This window comes from Peteryoungia algae (genome assembly GCF_030369675.1).
Classification (GTDB): Bacteria; Pseudomonadota; Alphaproteobacteria; order Rhizobiales; family Rhizobiaceae; genus Allorhizobium; species Allorhizobium algae.
This window is the reverse complement of sequence record NZ_CP128477.1, coordinates 3272582-3286684: the sequence shown is the minus strand read 5'-3', so window position 1 is coordinate 3286684 and position 14103 is coordinate 3272582. Positions and strand designations below refer to the sequence as shown.

The following is a 14103-nucleotide window of genomic DNA, read 5'->3' as shown; positions in this document are numbered from 1 at the left end:
TGGCTGGGGACCCCGAGAGCCGTTGACTAGGCAGAGCCTCTATCAAGCTGGCGGCTTCTTATTCGCTTTACCTGAACCTCGGCATCACAACAGCCCGAGACTACCCTCCAGGTTTCTGTCAGCTTTCCGGGTCAGTGCATCGGATCTCTTTGATCCATGCATGAAAGGAAGCGGGCTTATTCAAGACGCTTTCGAGCCTCGGGCCGCGGATGCGCAGCGAGTGGCTGAGTATCCTCACGGCAGTATATGTCCTCTTCTAGGATGATAATACGACCGCGTTCCGATTTCTTCGCTTGCCTTAGGGACCAGCGCTTCCCAATCTTTCCGATCAATCAGAAACCCTGATCCAGTAATTGCGACTGATCATGCGACAGTTGCCACTCCCGCCCAACACGGCGGCTTCCTTCGGCAAAACGATCTGGACGGTCGAGAGATGTTCTATCTCCGTCTCACTCTTGAGCGTGAGGCGCCAGGTCATCTTACTGCCTGCCCCCTGTCCTGCGGGTAACTGGCCGAAAAGCTCAGGAAACACCTCGGTTGTCCAGGCATTCTCCCCGGCATTGCGCCAAGCAATCGAGTTCAGCCCTTCGGCCGACAGTCGGCGAGACATTTCAAGCTGGTCTGGATGGAAAGGCACCTCGAATTCGAGTATTCGCGGCGCCAACCATTCCGTAGGTAGGGCGCCAAGCGATTTCGGGAAAACCTGCTGCATCAGGGCCGGGCACTCATCAAGCCGCGTTTCGCCAAGACGCGCCTGCCAGAGACCGGACTGCGGTTCGATGCCGGGGAAAAGTTCGAGCGGCGGATTGCCCGGTGGAAGCTCCTCCGGTTGGCGCCTGTTGTCCGGCAGATCGACGGGCAATCCGGGCGGCAGGCAGTGGCTTGGACCGGAATAGAGGTAGCCATCGCTTTTGGCGCCGAACCCTACCAAGACCAACGGCAGTTCCGTTTGCGCGATCCATGTGCCCTGGCGGGTTCGGGCGTCTACAACAAGGATCGAGTCTGGCCTCGGCGACGCACCAAAGAAGCTCTCCATTTCGCGCTTCACTTGCCGGTCAGGGGAAATGAATTCCGCCTGTCCGTTTGCATCAATGGAGATGATAGGGCTGTTGCAATCCTCCGCGGCAAAAGAAAGCGAGGCAGTTGCCAAAAGAAAAAGGCTTGTCGCGATGACATGGCGGCGCATGTTTCAGTTCCCCCTGACAATGGAGAGGGCACGCTCGAATTCGGCGGGCGCAAGCTTTCTGGGCCCGGATGCCGCAAGTGCACTGACCTTGAGGTTTTTGCGGATGAGGTTGAACTCGTCCGTCGAGATGTAGGGGGTGAACTCGCAGAGCATCTGCCCTGCCCCGGCCTCAAGGCAATTCCCACCGCCCGGCTGATTGAGACCGACGAGTTTGAAATTGCCTGCGGGATCGCGATCCCAGAACCAGGTAGAAATACGACCGTCCGGGAGCGGGCGCCCGACCTCGACCGACCAGAGCGCCGGTAGCCTGCCCGACAATGCGGGATTTGGGTGTGCAAAGTCGCAATCCTCGTCGCCGCAGCGGCGCAGGACCTCACCTGTCGTCAGCGTAAACTGCAGGGTCTGCCGCACACCATCCAGCGTTTCATCTGCGCTGTCCGGATCCAGGCACACTTGCCCGACCCGTGTCAGGAAACAGCCCCGATCGCCGAGAGGCCGATCCTTCGGATTGAGCCAGATCGAATGGGCTGAACCCGCCTGCTGTGCAAACTCAGCGAGCGGAAAGGGGGATGATGGTTCCACCTCCGCGACCCAGTTCTCCGGCAGATGGAAGAAGAGATTGGTCTCGCCATCGCGCATGTCGCAGTTTTGCACTGAACGGTCACCCGGAAGGCATCGATGCGGGTAGTCCGAAAATACTTTCGCACCCGCCTCCATCCAGTTCTCGCAAGCGTCCGGACCATGGCCGTCATCATCAGCGCAGCCGTCGCGGAGAGTTGCTTGGCCTTGCGGTGGTTCCCATTTCAACGTCGCCTTGACGAGCTGATAAGCGGCCAGCACCTGCGGATCCGCGCTCTGAAACATACAGAACTGACCGAGTGCACCAACATCTTCACATGGGCCGTTCATGGCAACCCACTGGCGGGGGCCGAGGACCAGCGCATCGTCTGTGCCCGTCCGGAAGAAATTGACGCGCGGGGCAAAGACGTCACCTGCCGCCTCAGCGCCACTGGTGTATCCCTCGGTCGTGGGATAATCCGTCCACCAGCCAGCGGGCAGCATGAAGGCAAGACCGGTCTTCCCGTCCGTGATGGGGCAAGGTGCCGGACCGTCGCAGAGGTATCCGGTGTCCTCGCCGTTGCCGTCAGACCCGGTATCTTGCGGAGCACCATCGACAGCTCCCGCCGGAGACTGCGTCTCATCCGGGAGAATCACAAAGCGGTTCTCGCCAACGGGAGCGATGGTGACCTCGCCCGTGAAGACGACGTCAGCGGCGTCTCCGCGAACAGCATATATCCCGGGTTCAAATTGCTCCGTGACCGGCCCGGTCACGAAGTCATTCATAGCCCAGCCTTCCGGAGCAATGGATTGGCCCGGCAAGGGCGCAGCCGACCACTGGATCGCGGTTCCGGCGAAATCAGCAGGCACCTGAAATGTCGCCTCTACCATCGGAATGGCTGAGATATCTGGTGCGTTCGGGTCCACTGTGAGTGGGATGCTGGCAAGTACCCGGCGTCCGCCAGCGCCCTCTGACAGATAGCGGATCAGATAATTTCCCTGCTCCATTGGTGCCCCTAGTTCACGGGGTCCTGGTCCTGCGCCGCCAATATAGGCATAGGTCAGTTCGCCACTCGGTTCCGTATGGTTCGAGGGCACAATATCAATGTAATCCAGGCTGCTTCCGGGACCTACCCAAAGCACGGGGACCGTTGCGCCAGGACGAACGGCAGGTGCCGCCTTCAGCGACACCTCGCCCTCGACAATCCTGAGAGGAACGGAAACACCAGATCGGCGTTCTCCCGTTCCCTCGACAATATAGAGAAGCTCGTAGTCTCCCGAGACATTTGGGACCACCATTTCGGCAGGGTTTGCGTCCCTGGTATAGGCATAGTTGATATCGCCCGCCTCGGCGTTACCGACCTTCCGGATTGCCAAATAGTCTCCGGGACCATCCGGGCCTTTCCAACGCACCGAAATGGTAGAACCCATCTGGATTTCGCCTTCCGGCAGCACAAGCGCAAATTCCGAATCGGTGACCGATAATGGCGCTGTGGCGAGCACCTTGCGACCATCGGGCCCGTTCCAGATGTAGCGGACGAGATAGTCGCCTTCGCTGGCTGGGACGACAATGCGCACTGGTGAGCCATCTTTCGCATAGGCGTAGTTCCGGCTGCCACTTGCGGCATCGCGCGTCGTTGCAGGCACGATTTCAAGATAGTCTTCCAGGCCATTTGGACCTGTCCAATCGACATCAACATTGGTCGCGATCGCGGCAGTCGATGGGGCTGAAATCGTTGCTTTTGGTGTTGCAACAGGCGCGGGCTCTGGTTCAGTCTTTTGTGCAGAGACCGTTTGTGTCAGCGCATCAGTCAAATCCTTCGCGTTGCTGGCCTGAATGTAACGTCCGCCGGTATTTTCTGCGAGGCAGGCAACTTGAGCGCCTTCCTCATTGCTCAATCCGAAACCCACGACATGGGCGGTAAAATTGAGGCCTGCCGCTTCCAGTTCCTTGCCCAGAGCGCAAGGGTCGGCCTGACAGGTTTCCAAGCCGTCTGTGACCAGCACGACGGTTGCCTCTTCCTCCGTATAGCGCAGGGATATGGCCGCCTGACGGACGGCTTCGCTCAGCGGCGTTTTTCCCAGAAAGCGCATCGTATTGACGCTTTCGAGAATGCGGTCCGAGGTGCCCTTTTCCGCAGGGACCATGAGTTCGATATCGTCGCAACTACCCTTCTTGCGGTGGCCATAGGCCACCAGTCCAAGTTCCCGGTCGGCCGGGATCTTGCCGAGCACGTTTGCCACGGTTTCACGGGCGATTTCGAGTTTGGCACGGCCGTCGATCTGTCCCCACATCGAGCCCGAGCCATCCATGACGATGATCGTGCGTGGCGCGTCTTCGGCCTGTCCCGTCGGGATCTGAACAAGCAATAGCCCTGCAAGCAGACTGCCGGTTTTCAGCAAAGCGTTTTTCATGGATCTGTTCCTCTCAAGCCGATGCCGCAAGGGGGCGGACAGGTGTCTGCCGACCCGATGCCCAGCTTGCAGCCTTGCTGCCGATGTCTCTGAATTTTCCCGACAGGTCCTGGAGACGTGCCCGCCATTGCGGATCCGGCACCTGTCCTTCGGTCGTGTTGAAGAAGACCTGCAGCATGCAGGTGATGGCGAGCGGTTCGAGCAAGGCTGCCTTGAAGGCCCAGGCGAATAATAGAGCAAAGACGACGCCGCCCGCGCTAAGCGTGCCGGGCATCAGATAGACAAGTGCAGCAGCAGGCGCGAGCGCCAGCAGGAACACGATGAAGGATAGGCCGTAGATGATGACCGCGAGCCAGGCTGCATTGCGCAACATAATCTTGTAGTTCTGCCCATAGAGGACAAGGGCCTCTTCCGCCGAAGCCCATGGATTGGCTGCACGGCTTCGCAGGGCATGGGCAAGGATCACCTCGTCGGTAAAGCCGACAGCGATCTTCAGGAAACTCCGGAAAGCGCGGGCTGCCGTATCGAGACCGGGAATGGGGAGGAGCGACGCGATCCCCTCAATGAGTCCAGCAATGGCGGCAATCACACCCTTGACGAGTTGGTCGATACCGAAAAGAACGCTCGCCTCGGTGAAGCGTTCGCGCACCATCCGGCTGCCATAGGTCACCTGTCCTTCGCCCGCAGGCAGAGCTCGACCGTCCATCAGTTCCACGAGCACGGCGATATGCCCCGCCTTGACGAGATAGAGCAGATATTCTCGCAGAAGATAGACGATCGCCGCCACCAGGCCAAAGCCAGCCAATCCACCAAATACTGTGCTGGTCGCCAGGAAGTCAGCGTCTCCAAACTGGCCGACGCCATAACCGACCGCGCCCCCCGTTCCGGTCGCGATCACATAGGCGCAAGCCAAGGCGAAGTAGACGGCCATCCGGAAGAAAAGAAAGGGAGCAGTGCGCACCATGAGCGCCAGAGCACCCGATAAACTGAAATTCCACATAGAGCTTGATCCTCAAAAAGGTCACGAGGGGGCATGTCCTGGCAAGGGAATGGCCGCCAGGATCGACAGTAGATTTCGATGAAGCTTCGGTCTTGGGCCTGACGGCACCCATTTGCGGGGGCAATGGCACAAGGACACAGAGACGGGCACCAAGGCGGACTAAAGCTGGTCCCGCCTCTTCCCTGTCAGGCGGCTATGCGAGTCCGGCCCGCACATCCCTTGGTGTCATGCCATAGGTCTGTTTGAAACGAGTGTTGAACCAGGACAGATCCCCAAAGCCTGCCTCCATGGCGATCTGAGCGATATTGAGATGCTGCAAAGCCGGGTCGCACAGCATGCGATAGGCTCGCGCCAGACGGCGGCTCGCCACATAGTCGCGGAAGGATGTTCCCTCCCGCTCAAAGAGGGCGCGAAGATAGCGCGATGAAAAGCCCAGCCGGCTTGCGACACCGTCGGCACTCAATTCAGCCGAGAGGAGATTTTGCTCGATCTCTCTCTTTACTTCCTTCAATCGTGCGGCCCGCACGCCGCGCCCGGCGGCAATCTCGGTCGCCTCCCGCGTCGCCCCCAGGGCCATCAAAGCAAGATCCTGGACATGCGCCACGCATTGGGCTGCCTCTTCGGGGGCCAATGCTGGCAGTTCGGCATGCAGACTGCGGGCGTAGTTGAGAAAAAGCCGCCATTGCGGTGTCAGCGGTGCAGAACGCCTGAGTGCCGCCTGAAGCCCTGCCTCAGCCATTCCGAGATGGGCCTTTGGAATGGAGACATAAATGCCCTCCATGTATTGGCCACCGAACCGCACGGTCCCGGGGACGTCGCCCGGATCGACATAGACAGTTCCGGCACGCAAAACCTCTTCGTTTCCACCGATCTGCGAGATCGTGCCACCGCCGGCAAGCGGGATATGAAACATCACGTCGTCGCTACACTCCGCAGCATGGCTTCGTGTCCGGATGGCTCTCGACGCAGAATGCCGACCATGCCCGATGATCACACCGGGCAAGACGGCGATCGATGTCTCCGAACTGAAATGCTGCCGGTCATCCGGAATGAAGTCCACCTTGGTCATACTGGCAACGACATTGCGAAACGCATCGACGCGGCTTGCCCGGTCGAAATCCTGCGATCGAATGGACAGCAATGGCATGATGACCTCCCCTATGGCTCGTCTCCCCTGCCCTTGTAGTGATACCCGTCATTTGTCGCATACACCATTTGGCGTATCATCCCGATCAAGGGTTTTGGCGGAGGTTAGCCCATGGACAGAGATGGGGCACGTTCAAATCATCCTGTGAAGGCAGCCATAGACCGCAAAGACGGGCCGGTTGCTACCGCGATGATAGATGCAGACGTGGACCTCGATATCATCTCGAACACCTATCGCGCCATTGTCGATCAGGAGGCCTTCGACGCCATGATCGATAGTTGGCAGGCGAAACTCGGTCGCATTCCGGATGATGAGAAAGCTTCGAAGCAACTGTCGGGCGCGCTTCTGGCGCAACTTGCCTTGGCACGCACAACCCTCGACGGCCTCGACATTCCCGCCGAGAACGACCCCTTGGCACGCGCAGTGCAGGATGTGCCCGGTCCGGCACTCGTGCTGTCCCCCGAAGGTCGCGTCGTCGTCACCAATACCGAAGGGGCATCCGTTCTCGGAGCCCGACAGGGAAGCTTCCTTGATCTGGACAGAGTAGACCCGCGATCACTGGAAACCTTTCGGACCATGATGCGCGCAGCGAACAAGCGCGCCAATCGCTCGCAGGCCATTCTCCGGATGACCCCGCTGGATAACAGTGATCCCATCCTGGCCGAGGCGTGGCTTCTCACTGCGAAGTTCGACGGCGCCGCCTTCGTCGCCATTCGTTCCTTGGAAATCGAGTGGACCGATCGCGCTTCAGAGATGCTCGCGCAAGCCTTCGGGCTCTCGGCCGCCGAAATAGAAATCGCGCGGATCTTCTTCCGTGTCCGTGACGTTGCCGCCACCGCTGCCGCTCGCAATGTTTCATTGCTGACGGTGCGCACCCAGCTCAAGAGCATCATGGCAAAGACTGAGGCACCCTCACAGGTCGAGCTCATGCGGCTTCTCGCAATGACCGCCGGGCGGGCCATTCAGGACCGTCAGGGCAAGACCGATACATGGAGGGACCCGCTTGGCCGCGAAGAGATGCTGAGCCTACCGGACGGGCGCTGCATCGCCTGGACGTGGCTCGGTGACCCCGATGGTCGACCCGTTATTCTCTGCCGCGGTCTACCGATGTGCTATCTCCTGCCACCCGACAGCGAAGGCCAATTGCGAGATGCCGGCATCAAGCTTCTGGCCCTTTCCCGACCGGGCTTCGGTAATTCCAGCCAGCATTCCAATCTATCTCCGCTGGAAGATAATCTCGCCGCGCTTCGTGGCTTTCTCGACCATGTGGTCAAGGCACCCTGCATTGCGATCGGGCTGAGCAACGGCATCTTGCCGCTGCTCGCTGAAGCAAGCCTGCGCCCAGACCGGTTCCACGCGCTTATCGCCATCGGCTATACGGGCGTCCTTGATCGCAGCGGCATCCGGCGATTGCAGCCGACACAACAGGCAATGATGCGGCTCGTCGGGATGTTGCCGTGGCTCGTCGACCTGATGGCCAAACAGGCTCATCGGATGATCCAGACCTATGGCGTCGATTGGTATATCGAGCGCGCCTATCGCACTCGACCTCTCGATTACGCAACCTGTACCGATCCCAATCTCGCGCCCCTATCTGACAACCGGTCTGGGCACCTGGGATGGTCTGCCTGATGAGGTGAAGGAAGCTGCCTTGAGCGTCTCTGCCTCGGTCCAGGACTGGTCGTTTTCCCAAGGTGAGACTGCTGACAACGAGCTCGTTGACAAGGTCAAGGCGGCCGGCGTCGAGGTCAACCAGCCTGACAAGAAAGCGTTCATCGAAGCGTCTGCTCCGGTCTACGCGGCTTTCGCAAGCCAGGTGGAGGGCGGTGACGTACTGGTGAGCCGCGCGCAGGCTCTGGCCAAGTAAAAAAGCGGTGCGGAGTCGGCCGGATAATCCCGGTCGGCTCCTTTTTTTTGGGAGGAAACCTGTTTCATGGTCGCAAAGTTTGAAAAAGCGCTTCTGTGGGTGATCGAGACGATCTGTCTTGCACTGCTGATCGCATTGGCGCTGTCGGTCATCTATTCGGCCACAATGCGCTATCTCGGTTCGTCGCCGTCCTGGTACGACGAGATCGCCATCGTTCTTCTGGCCTGGCTCACCTATTTTGGCGCCACCTATGCGCTGTTTCTGCGCCAGCACATGAGCTTCGGCGGCATCGTTACCGCGCTGCCGAAATATGCTGCGGTCGCACTTGCGCTGGCATCCGAGTTCCTGGTGATCGGCTTCTTCGCCATCGTCGCGTGGTACGGCAACGCGGTGCTCGCGGCCGCCAAGTGGGATTCGCTGCTCTCGATCCGCTGGATGACGCTGGATATCGTACAGTCGATCATACCCGTTTCCGCCGCGCTGATGATCATCGGAACCTTCCTGACGATGCCGCGCGCTCTCAGAAATGCCGCAGCAGGCATCGATGCCGACCATGCCGAAATCGAACAGGCCATTGCCGAAGCTGAGCGCGAGAACGCGTCCGCGTTCGGAAAGGACGACCACAAATGATCCTTCTTGCAACCACAGCCGCCCTGATCACCCTAATCCTGATCAATGTGCCGATCGCCGTCGCCATCGGGATCGTTGCCGTGGGTGGACTTGTCCTGACACCGGGCGGCGCCACGCTCTACGATATGGCGATCGCGCTTTATTCCGGCTCGACTTCGTTCCCGCTGATCGCCATTCCGCTGTTTATCCTAGCTGGAAACCTGATGAACACCTCGGGCATTTCAGTCAGGCTCATCAACTTCGTCACCTCGCTGATCGGCTTCGTCCGCGGCGGCCTTGGAATGGTCAATATCGGCGTTTCGATGGTCTTTGCCGAAATTTCCGGCTCCGCCGTCGCCGATGTTGCAGCCACCGGCACAGTGCTGATCCCCGAGATGAAGAAACGCGGCTATTCCAGAACCCTTGCCGCGGCAATCACATCCTCGTCAGCGTCGCTGGCCATCATCATTCCGCCGTCGATCCCGATGATCCTCTATGGCGCGATTGCCGAAACCTCCGTGCTCAAGCTGTTCGTCGCCGGTGTCGTGCCGGGCGTCCTGGGCGGTGTCCTGCTGATGGCGGTCACCTACGTGTTGGCGGTTCGCTATAATTTGCCGCGTGCCGAAGGCTTCGACCTCTGCCATGTCTGGAGGTCGTTCAAGGAGGCCATCTGGGCACTGCTGATGCCGGTGATCATTCTTGGCGGCATCTTCTCCGGTGTGGTGACTGCGACCGAAGGTGCTGGACTGGCGGTTCTCGCCGCACTGGTCATCGGCATCTTCATCTACCGCGATCTTGATGTCACGCGGCTGCGCAAGGTGATGCTTGAAGGGGTCAGCCAGACCGGCGTCGTGATGCTGCTTGTATCCACATCGGCGGCACTCGGGCTGTTCCTCACCCAAGCGCAGGTCCCGCAACAGTTGGCGCAACAGATCACCGAGCTTACGACAAACCCTCTGATCGTGCTGGCGCTGCTCAATCTGCTGCTTCTGGTGCTCGGCATGTTCCTGCACGGTGCTGCAGCAATCATCCTGGTGGTGCCGGTGGTTATGCCCCTGGTCAATGCCGTCGGGATCGACCCCGTGCATTTCGGCATCATGGTGACGCTCAATCTCGCCATCGGTCAGCAGACCCCGCCCGTGGCCTCGGTGCTGATCACCTCATGCTCGATTGCCAAGGCCGGGATCTGGGAGACCTCCCGCACCAACCTTCCGTTCATCGGCGTCCTCGCCTTCATCCTCTTGCTGGTCACGTATGTGCCGCAGGTATCTCTCGCACTCACAGGGTTGATCCAATGACCGACCAGAAACCACGTATTGCCATCATTCCCGGAGACCCCTCCGGGATCGGACCGGAACTGATCTTCAAGCTTTTGGCTCAGGAGGGCGTCAGGGACGCCGCCGACATTGTGCTGATTGGCGATCAGCATGTCTGGCAACAAGGTGCCCAGCAGGCGGGAATGACGGTCGACCTAGCGCAGATCGATGAGGCAGGGGTCAACACGCAGGAGGGGCTGAGCTGGCTTCCGATGCAGACCATTGCTCCGGAGGATGTAAGAATCGCGGAAGTCACCGTTGCAGGCGGAGAGTGCAGTCTGCGTTGCCTCGACAAGGCGCTGGACCTGGCCATGGCGGGTAAGGTGGACGGCGTCCTGTTCGGCCCCTTCAACAAGGCGGCTTTGACCAGTGCAGGCCTGAACGCCGAGGATGAACACCGCTACATAGCCCGCCACATCGGCTTCAAGGGTTATCACAGCGAGATCAACGTTCTCGATAATCTGATGACCACCCGTGTCACCAGCCATATCGGTCTTCGCGACGTCGCTGAACGGATCACGGCGGAAGCCGTGGAAAAGGCAATCGGTCTCGCAGAGGACACCTGCCAGCGTGCCGGCAACGCCCGTCCGCATATTGCCGTTGCAGCCCTCAATCCGCATGCCGGCGATAATGGCAAGTTCGGTCGCGAAGAAATCGACATCCTGCAGCCCGTCGTCAAAGCAGCACAGGATAAGCAAAAATATGTCACTGGGCCGTGGCCATCGGACACTGTGTTCCTCAAGGCCCAACGTGGCGAGGTTGATGCGGTGGTCACGATGTATCACGACCAGGGACAGATCGCCATCAAGCTGATGGGCTTCGACCGTGGCGTGACCGTGGCCGGCGGCCTGCCAATTCCTGTCGCCACGCCTGCCCATGGCACCGCCTTCGACATTGCCGGCCAGAACAAGGCAAATGTCGGCGCCACCCTGCAGGCCTTCAACCTGCTCGTCCGCATGGCCCTTAATCATCGCGCTAACCGCGCCGCCGCCTGACAAGGAAACGCACATGACCAAGATCAAATCCGTCCGCACCCGGGTCTGGAACTGGACCGGCCCGACTGTGCCGCCCACCGGGAATTTCTGCACAAATGCGTCCGATGCGCTGTGGCTCAAGGGCGATGCGATGGCGTCGTTCCGCTTTCACCAGTGGCTGACCTGCGAAATCGAGACTGAAGACGGCACCATCGGTATCGGCAATGCGGCGCTCGCGCCGACCGTCGTCAAGAAGGCCATCGACGACTGGTATGCCCCTCTGGTGATCGGCGAAGATCCGTTCGACTACGCCTATATCTGGGAAAAAATGTACCGGCGCACCCATGCTTGGGGTCGCAAGGGCATTGGAATGACAATTTCCGCCATAGACGTCGCCATCTGGGACCTGATGGGCAAGCTGGTGGGCAAGCCCGTGTTCAAGCTGCTTGGTGGCCGGACCAAGGAGAAGATCCCGGTCTACTACTCCAAGCTTTACGCAGGCCCGGTCGAGAGCATGCAGGCCGAGGCCGAAGAAGCCATGAAGAACGGCTACACGGGTTACAAGTCGCGCTTTGGCTACGGTCCCAAGGACGGCATGGCGGGCATGCGCGAGAATCTCAAGCGCGTCGAAGCCTTGCGCGAAGTCATCGGTTACGACAACGACCTGATGCTCGAATGCTACATGGGCTGGAACCTGGATTACGCCAAGCGCATGCTGCCAAAGTTGGAGAAATACGAGCCGCGCTGGCTCGAGGAGCCGGTGATCGCCGATGACGTGGAAGGCTATGCCGAACTCAACGCTATGGGCATCGTGCCGATTTCGGGCGGCGAGCACGAATTCAGCGTGATCGGCTGCAAGGATCTGATTGACAAGAAGGCCGTCAGCGTCTTGCAATATGACACCAACCGGGTCGGCGGCATCACTGCGGCACAGAAGATCAACGCCATCGCCGAGGCCGCGCAGATCCCTGTCATCCCGCATGCAGGCCAGATGCACAATTATCACCTGACAATGGCCAACACCAATTGCCCGATCAGCGAGTATTTCCCAGTTTTCGATGTCGAGGTGGGCAATGAGCTGTTCTACTACATCTTTGAAGGTGATCCGGAAGCCGTCGATGGTTTCCTTCAACTCGACGATGACAAACCCGGTCTGGGGATCACCATCAGCGACAAGCATCTCTCGAACTTCGAGATCGTGGAATGACCCGTTACACCGGTATCTGGCCCGTCGCACCCACACCATTCCACGAGGACGGAACGCTCGACCTCGAAGGTACGAAGCGTGTTCTCGATTGCCTCATCGACCAGGGTGCCGATGGCATCTGCATCCTGGCGAACTTCTCCGAGCAGTTCCTGATTTCGGATGAAGAACGCGCGATTCTGACCCGCGTCAGCCTCGAGCACGTGGCTGGCCGCGTGCCGGTGATCGTGACGATCAGCCACTATGCGACACAGATTGCCGTCGAGCGGGCGCGTTTTGCAAAATCGCTCGGCGCGAGCATGGTCATGATGATGCCGCCCTATCACGGTGCGCTTCTCAAAGGCACGCCCGAGCAAACCTTCGAGCAGTTCCGCATGGTAGGCGAGGTGGGCATCCCGATCATGGTGCAGGACGCGCCGCTGTCGGGCGTTGAACTACCGGTGCCGCTGCTGGTGCGCATGGCCCGGGAGATCGAGGAAGTGCGCCTGTTCAAGATCGAATGCCCGAAGGCCGCCAACAAGCTGCGTGCGCTGATCGCCGAAGGTGGAGACGCCATCGAGGGGCCGTTTGATGGCGAGGAAGGCATCACCCTGCTGGCTGATCTCGACGCCGGTGCGACGGGGTCGATGACCAGCGGCATGATTGTTGATCAGATCAAACCGGTCATCGAGAAGCACCATGCCGGCGACATTGAGGGCGCCACTGCAGCTTATGGGCGGGTGGCGATGGCCATCAACCATGAGAACCGGCAATGCGGATGGCAATCCTGCAAGGCGGCCATGGTCGAGGGTGGCGTCATCAGGTCCGAGTTCTGCCGACATCCGATCCCGCCGCTGCATCCGGCAATCCGCCAGCGGATGATCGACCTGTTGCAACCGCTGGAGCCCATGGTGCTGAACTGGGGCCGTTAGTCCCGGACGCGCAGAGGCGTCCGGCGCTGCTGCCATAACGACATTCAGCAACACACCCTCAGAGCATTGTCCTGCTAGTCGGGCGGTGCTGTGAAGCGCGGCGCCCGGACTGGGCGCGCCGCAAGCCAAACAAGATTGGAAAATACATGTCTTTTACTCCTCACGGAAAGCACTTGATCGCCGGCAACTGGATCGCAGGCGATGCGACCTCCGCTCGGAGCCCGCTGATGGCCCGGCGCACGAATTCAGCATCGGCACCGCGGAGCTGATTGACCGCGCCTGCATTGCGGCAGAAGACGCCTTCTGGACCTATGGCTATTCCACGCGGGAGGCGCGCGCGGAGTTCCTGAACGCAATTGCAGACGAGATCGAGGCGCGCGGCGACCAGATTACGGAGATCGGCACGCAGGAAACAGGTCTTCCTGCCGGGCGGCTGCAAGGTGAACGCGGCCGCACTGTGGGCCAGCCTGCGAGCACCAACTTTGGTGCGACCTCGGTTGGTACATTGTCAATCCGCAGGTTCCGGCGGCCTGTTTGCTATCAGGACATGCCGGAGGCACTGCTACCTCGATAGCCAACGGAAATAGCTGAGGTTTCGGACGCAAGATATTCACAATTTGCTCGTCAGCGAAGCTGTCATCGACGCAAATCGCAGGGAATGGCGGCTTCTCACCGATTCAAGGCCTCTGACCGGGCAAAAGCGAACGACCGCTTTCGGGTTGGATCGAGAGCTGCACAAAGACCGAAATGACAGCGCAAAGCGGGAATCATTACCTTAATGTGGCGGTGAGCGGAACGCGCAGCACGTTCCGCCAGCCCCTGCTTAGGAAAGCCGGGGGGCGTGCAGGTCCGCAATGCGGCGTGCGCATAACTGCCAATTGCCTTAACCGTGGTTGCGCGATAGGAAAGCATACCT

Annotated in this window: 11 protein-coding genes and 1 pseudogene; 8 read left to right on the top strand and 4 right to left on the bottom strand. The window is 59.8% G+C overall.

Annotation, left to right across the window (positions count from 1 at the left end; all coding sequences use genetic code 11):
* Positions 1–328: 328 nt before the first annotated feature.
* The 4 genes from QTL56_RS15555 to QTL56_RS15540 all read right to left on the bottom strand — a co-directional run bounded on the left by QTL56_RS15555 (position 329) and on the right by QTL56_RS15540 (position 6306).
* The gene (locus QTL56_RS15555; protein WP_245133934.1) at positions 329–1186 is read right to left on the bottom strand and encodes a hypothetical protein; all 858 of its coding nucleotides are present in this window, start codon (positions 1184–1186) and stop codon (positions 329–331) included.
* Positions 1187–1189: 3 nt separating this feature from the next.
* Positions 1190–4039: a vWA domain-containing protein gene (locus QTL56_RS20900; protein WP_245135447.1), complete on the bottom strand. Its 2850-nt coding sequence runs from the start codon at positions 4037–4039 to the stop codon at positions 1190–1192.
* A 133-nt stretch (positions 4040–4172) separates the two neighbouring features.
* Entirely contained in the window at positions 4173–5159 is a 987-nt protein-coding gene (locus QTL56_RS15545; protein ID WP_245133932.1) for a hypothetical protein, read from the bottom strand.
* Between the two features lie 193 nt (positions 5160–5352).
* Positions 5353–6306 carry a helix-turn-helix transcriptional regulator gene (locus QTL56_RS15540; protein ID WP_229576894.1) on the bottom strand — a complete coding sequence of 318 codons (954 nt, stop codon included), beginning with the start codon at positions 6304–6306 and terminating at the stop codon, positions 5353–5355.
* Between the two features lie 204 nt (positions 6307–6510).
* On the opposite strand from QTL56_RS15540, the gene QTL56_RS15535 reads away from it, so the two are divergent.
* The 8 genes and pseudogenes from QTL56_RS15535 to QTL56_RS15500 all read left to right on the top strand — a co-directional run.
* Complete coding sequence (locus tag QTL56_RS15535; protein WP_245133931.1) at positions 6511–7938, top strand: bifunctional helix-turn-helix transcriptional regulator/alpha/beta hydrolase; 1428 nt, start codon at positions 6511–6513, stop codon at positions 7936–7938.
* Between the two features lie 4 nt (positions 7939–7942).
* A complete protein-coding gene (locus tag QTL56_RS15530) occupies positions 7943–8173 on the top strand; it encodes a type 2 periplasmic-binding domain-containing protein (RefSeq protein WP_353958560.1) in 231 nt (76 codons plus the stop codon).
* Between the two features lie 66 nt (positions 8174–8239).
* Positions 8240–8803 (top strand): TRAP transporter small permease, encoded by a 564-nt coding sequence (locus tag QTL56_RS15525; RefSeq protein WP_245133929.1) that lies wholly within the window; start codon positions 8240–8242, stop codon positions 8801–8803.
* The gene (locus tag QTL56_RS15520; RefSeq protein WP_245133927.1) at positions 8800–10080 is read left to right on the top strand and encodes a TRAP transporter large permease; all 1281 of its coding nucleotides are present in this window, start codon (positions 8800–8802) and stop codon (positions 10078–10080) included. The genes QTL56_RS15525 and QTL56_RS15520 overlap by 4 nt, the downstream gene beginning before the upstream one ends.
* On the top strand, positions 10077–11093 hold the full coding sequence (locus QTL56_RS15515) for a 4-hydroxythreonine-4-phosphate dehydrogenase PdxA (protein ID WP_245133925.1): 1017 nt from the start codon (positions 10077–10079) through the stop codon (positions 11091–11093). Before QTL56_RS15520 ends, QTL56_RS15515 begins: the two co-directional genes overlap by 4 nt.
* A gap of 13 nt (positions 11094–11106) precedes the next feature.
* Complete coding sequence (locus QTL56_RS15510) at positions 11107–12279, top strand: L-rhamnonate dehydratase (RefSeq protein WP_245133923.1); 1173 nt, start codon at positions 11107–11109, stop codon at positions 12277–12279.
* Complete coding sequence (locus QTL56_RS15505; RefSeq protein ID WP_245133921.1) at positions 12276–13187, top strand: dihydrodipicolinate synthase family protein; 912 nt, start codon at positions 12276–12278, stop codon at positions 13185–13187. The genes QTL56_RS15510 and QTL56_RS15505 overlap by 4 nt, the downstream gene beginning before the upstream one ends.
* A gap of 146 nt (positions 13188–13333) precedes the next feature.
* Positions 13334–13653: pseudogene (locus QTL56_RS15500) on the top strand (aldehyde dehydrogenase family protein); the annotation flags it as partial.
* Between the last annotated feature and the right edge of the window lie 450 nt (positions 13654–14103).

Excerpts from the sequence above, each read along its gene's own strand:
- QTL56_RS15515 (WP_245133925.1), top strand. The coding sequence starts at position 10,077 with ATGACCGACCAGAAACCACGTATTGCCATCATTCCCGGAGACCCCTCC.
- QTL56_RS15545 (WP_245133932.1), bottom strand. The coding sequence starts at position 5,159 with ATGTGGAATTTCAGTTTATCGGGTGCTCTGGCGCTCATGGTGCGCACT.
- QTL56_RS15540 (WP_229576894.1), bottom strand. The coding sequence starts at position 6,306 with ATGCCATTGCTGTCCATTCGATCGCAGGATTTCGACCGGGCAAGCCGC.
- QTL56_RS15525 (WP_245133929.1), top strand. The coding sequence starts at position 8,240 with ATGGTCGCAAAGTTTGAAAAAGCGCTTCTGTGGGTGATCGAGACGATC.
- QTL56_RS15510 (WP_245133923.1), top strand. The coding sequence starts at position 11,107 with ATGACCAAGATCAAATCCGTCCGCACCCGGGTCTGGAACTGGACCGGC.
- QTL56_RS15505 (WP_245133921.1), top strand. The coding sequence starts at position 12,276 with ATGACCCGTTACACCGGTATCTGGCCCGTCGCACCCACACCATTCCAC.
- QTL56_RS20900 (WP_245135447.1), bottom strand. The coding sequence starts at position 4,039 with ATGTGGGGACAGATCGACGGCCGTGCCAAACTCGAAATCGCCCGTGAA.
- QTL56_RS15520 (WP_245133927.1), top strand. The coding sequence starts at position 8,800 with ATGATCCTTCTTGCAACCACAGCCGCCCTGATCACCCTAATCCTGATC.
- QTL56_RS15555 (WP_245133934.1), bottom strand. The coding sequence starts at position 1,186 with ATGCGCCGCCATGTCATCGCGACAAGCCTTTTTCTTTTGGCAACTGCC.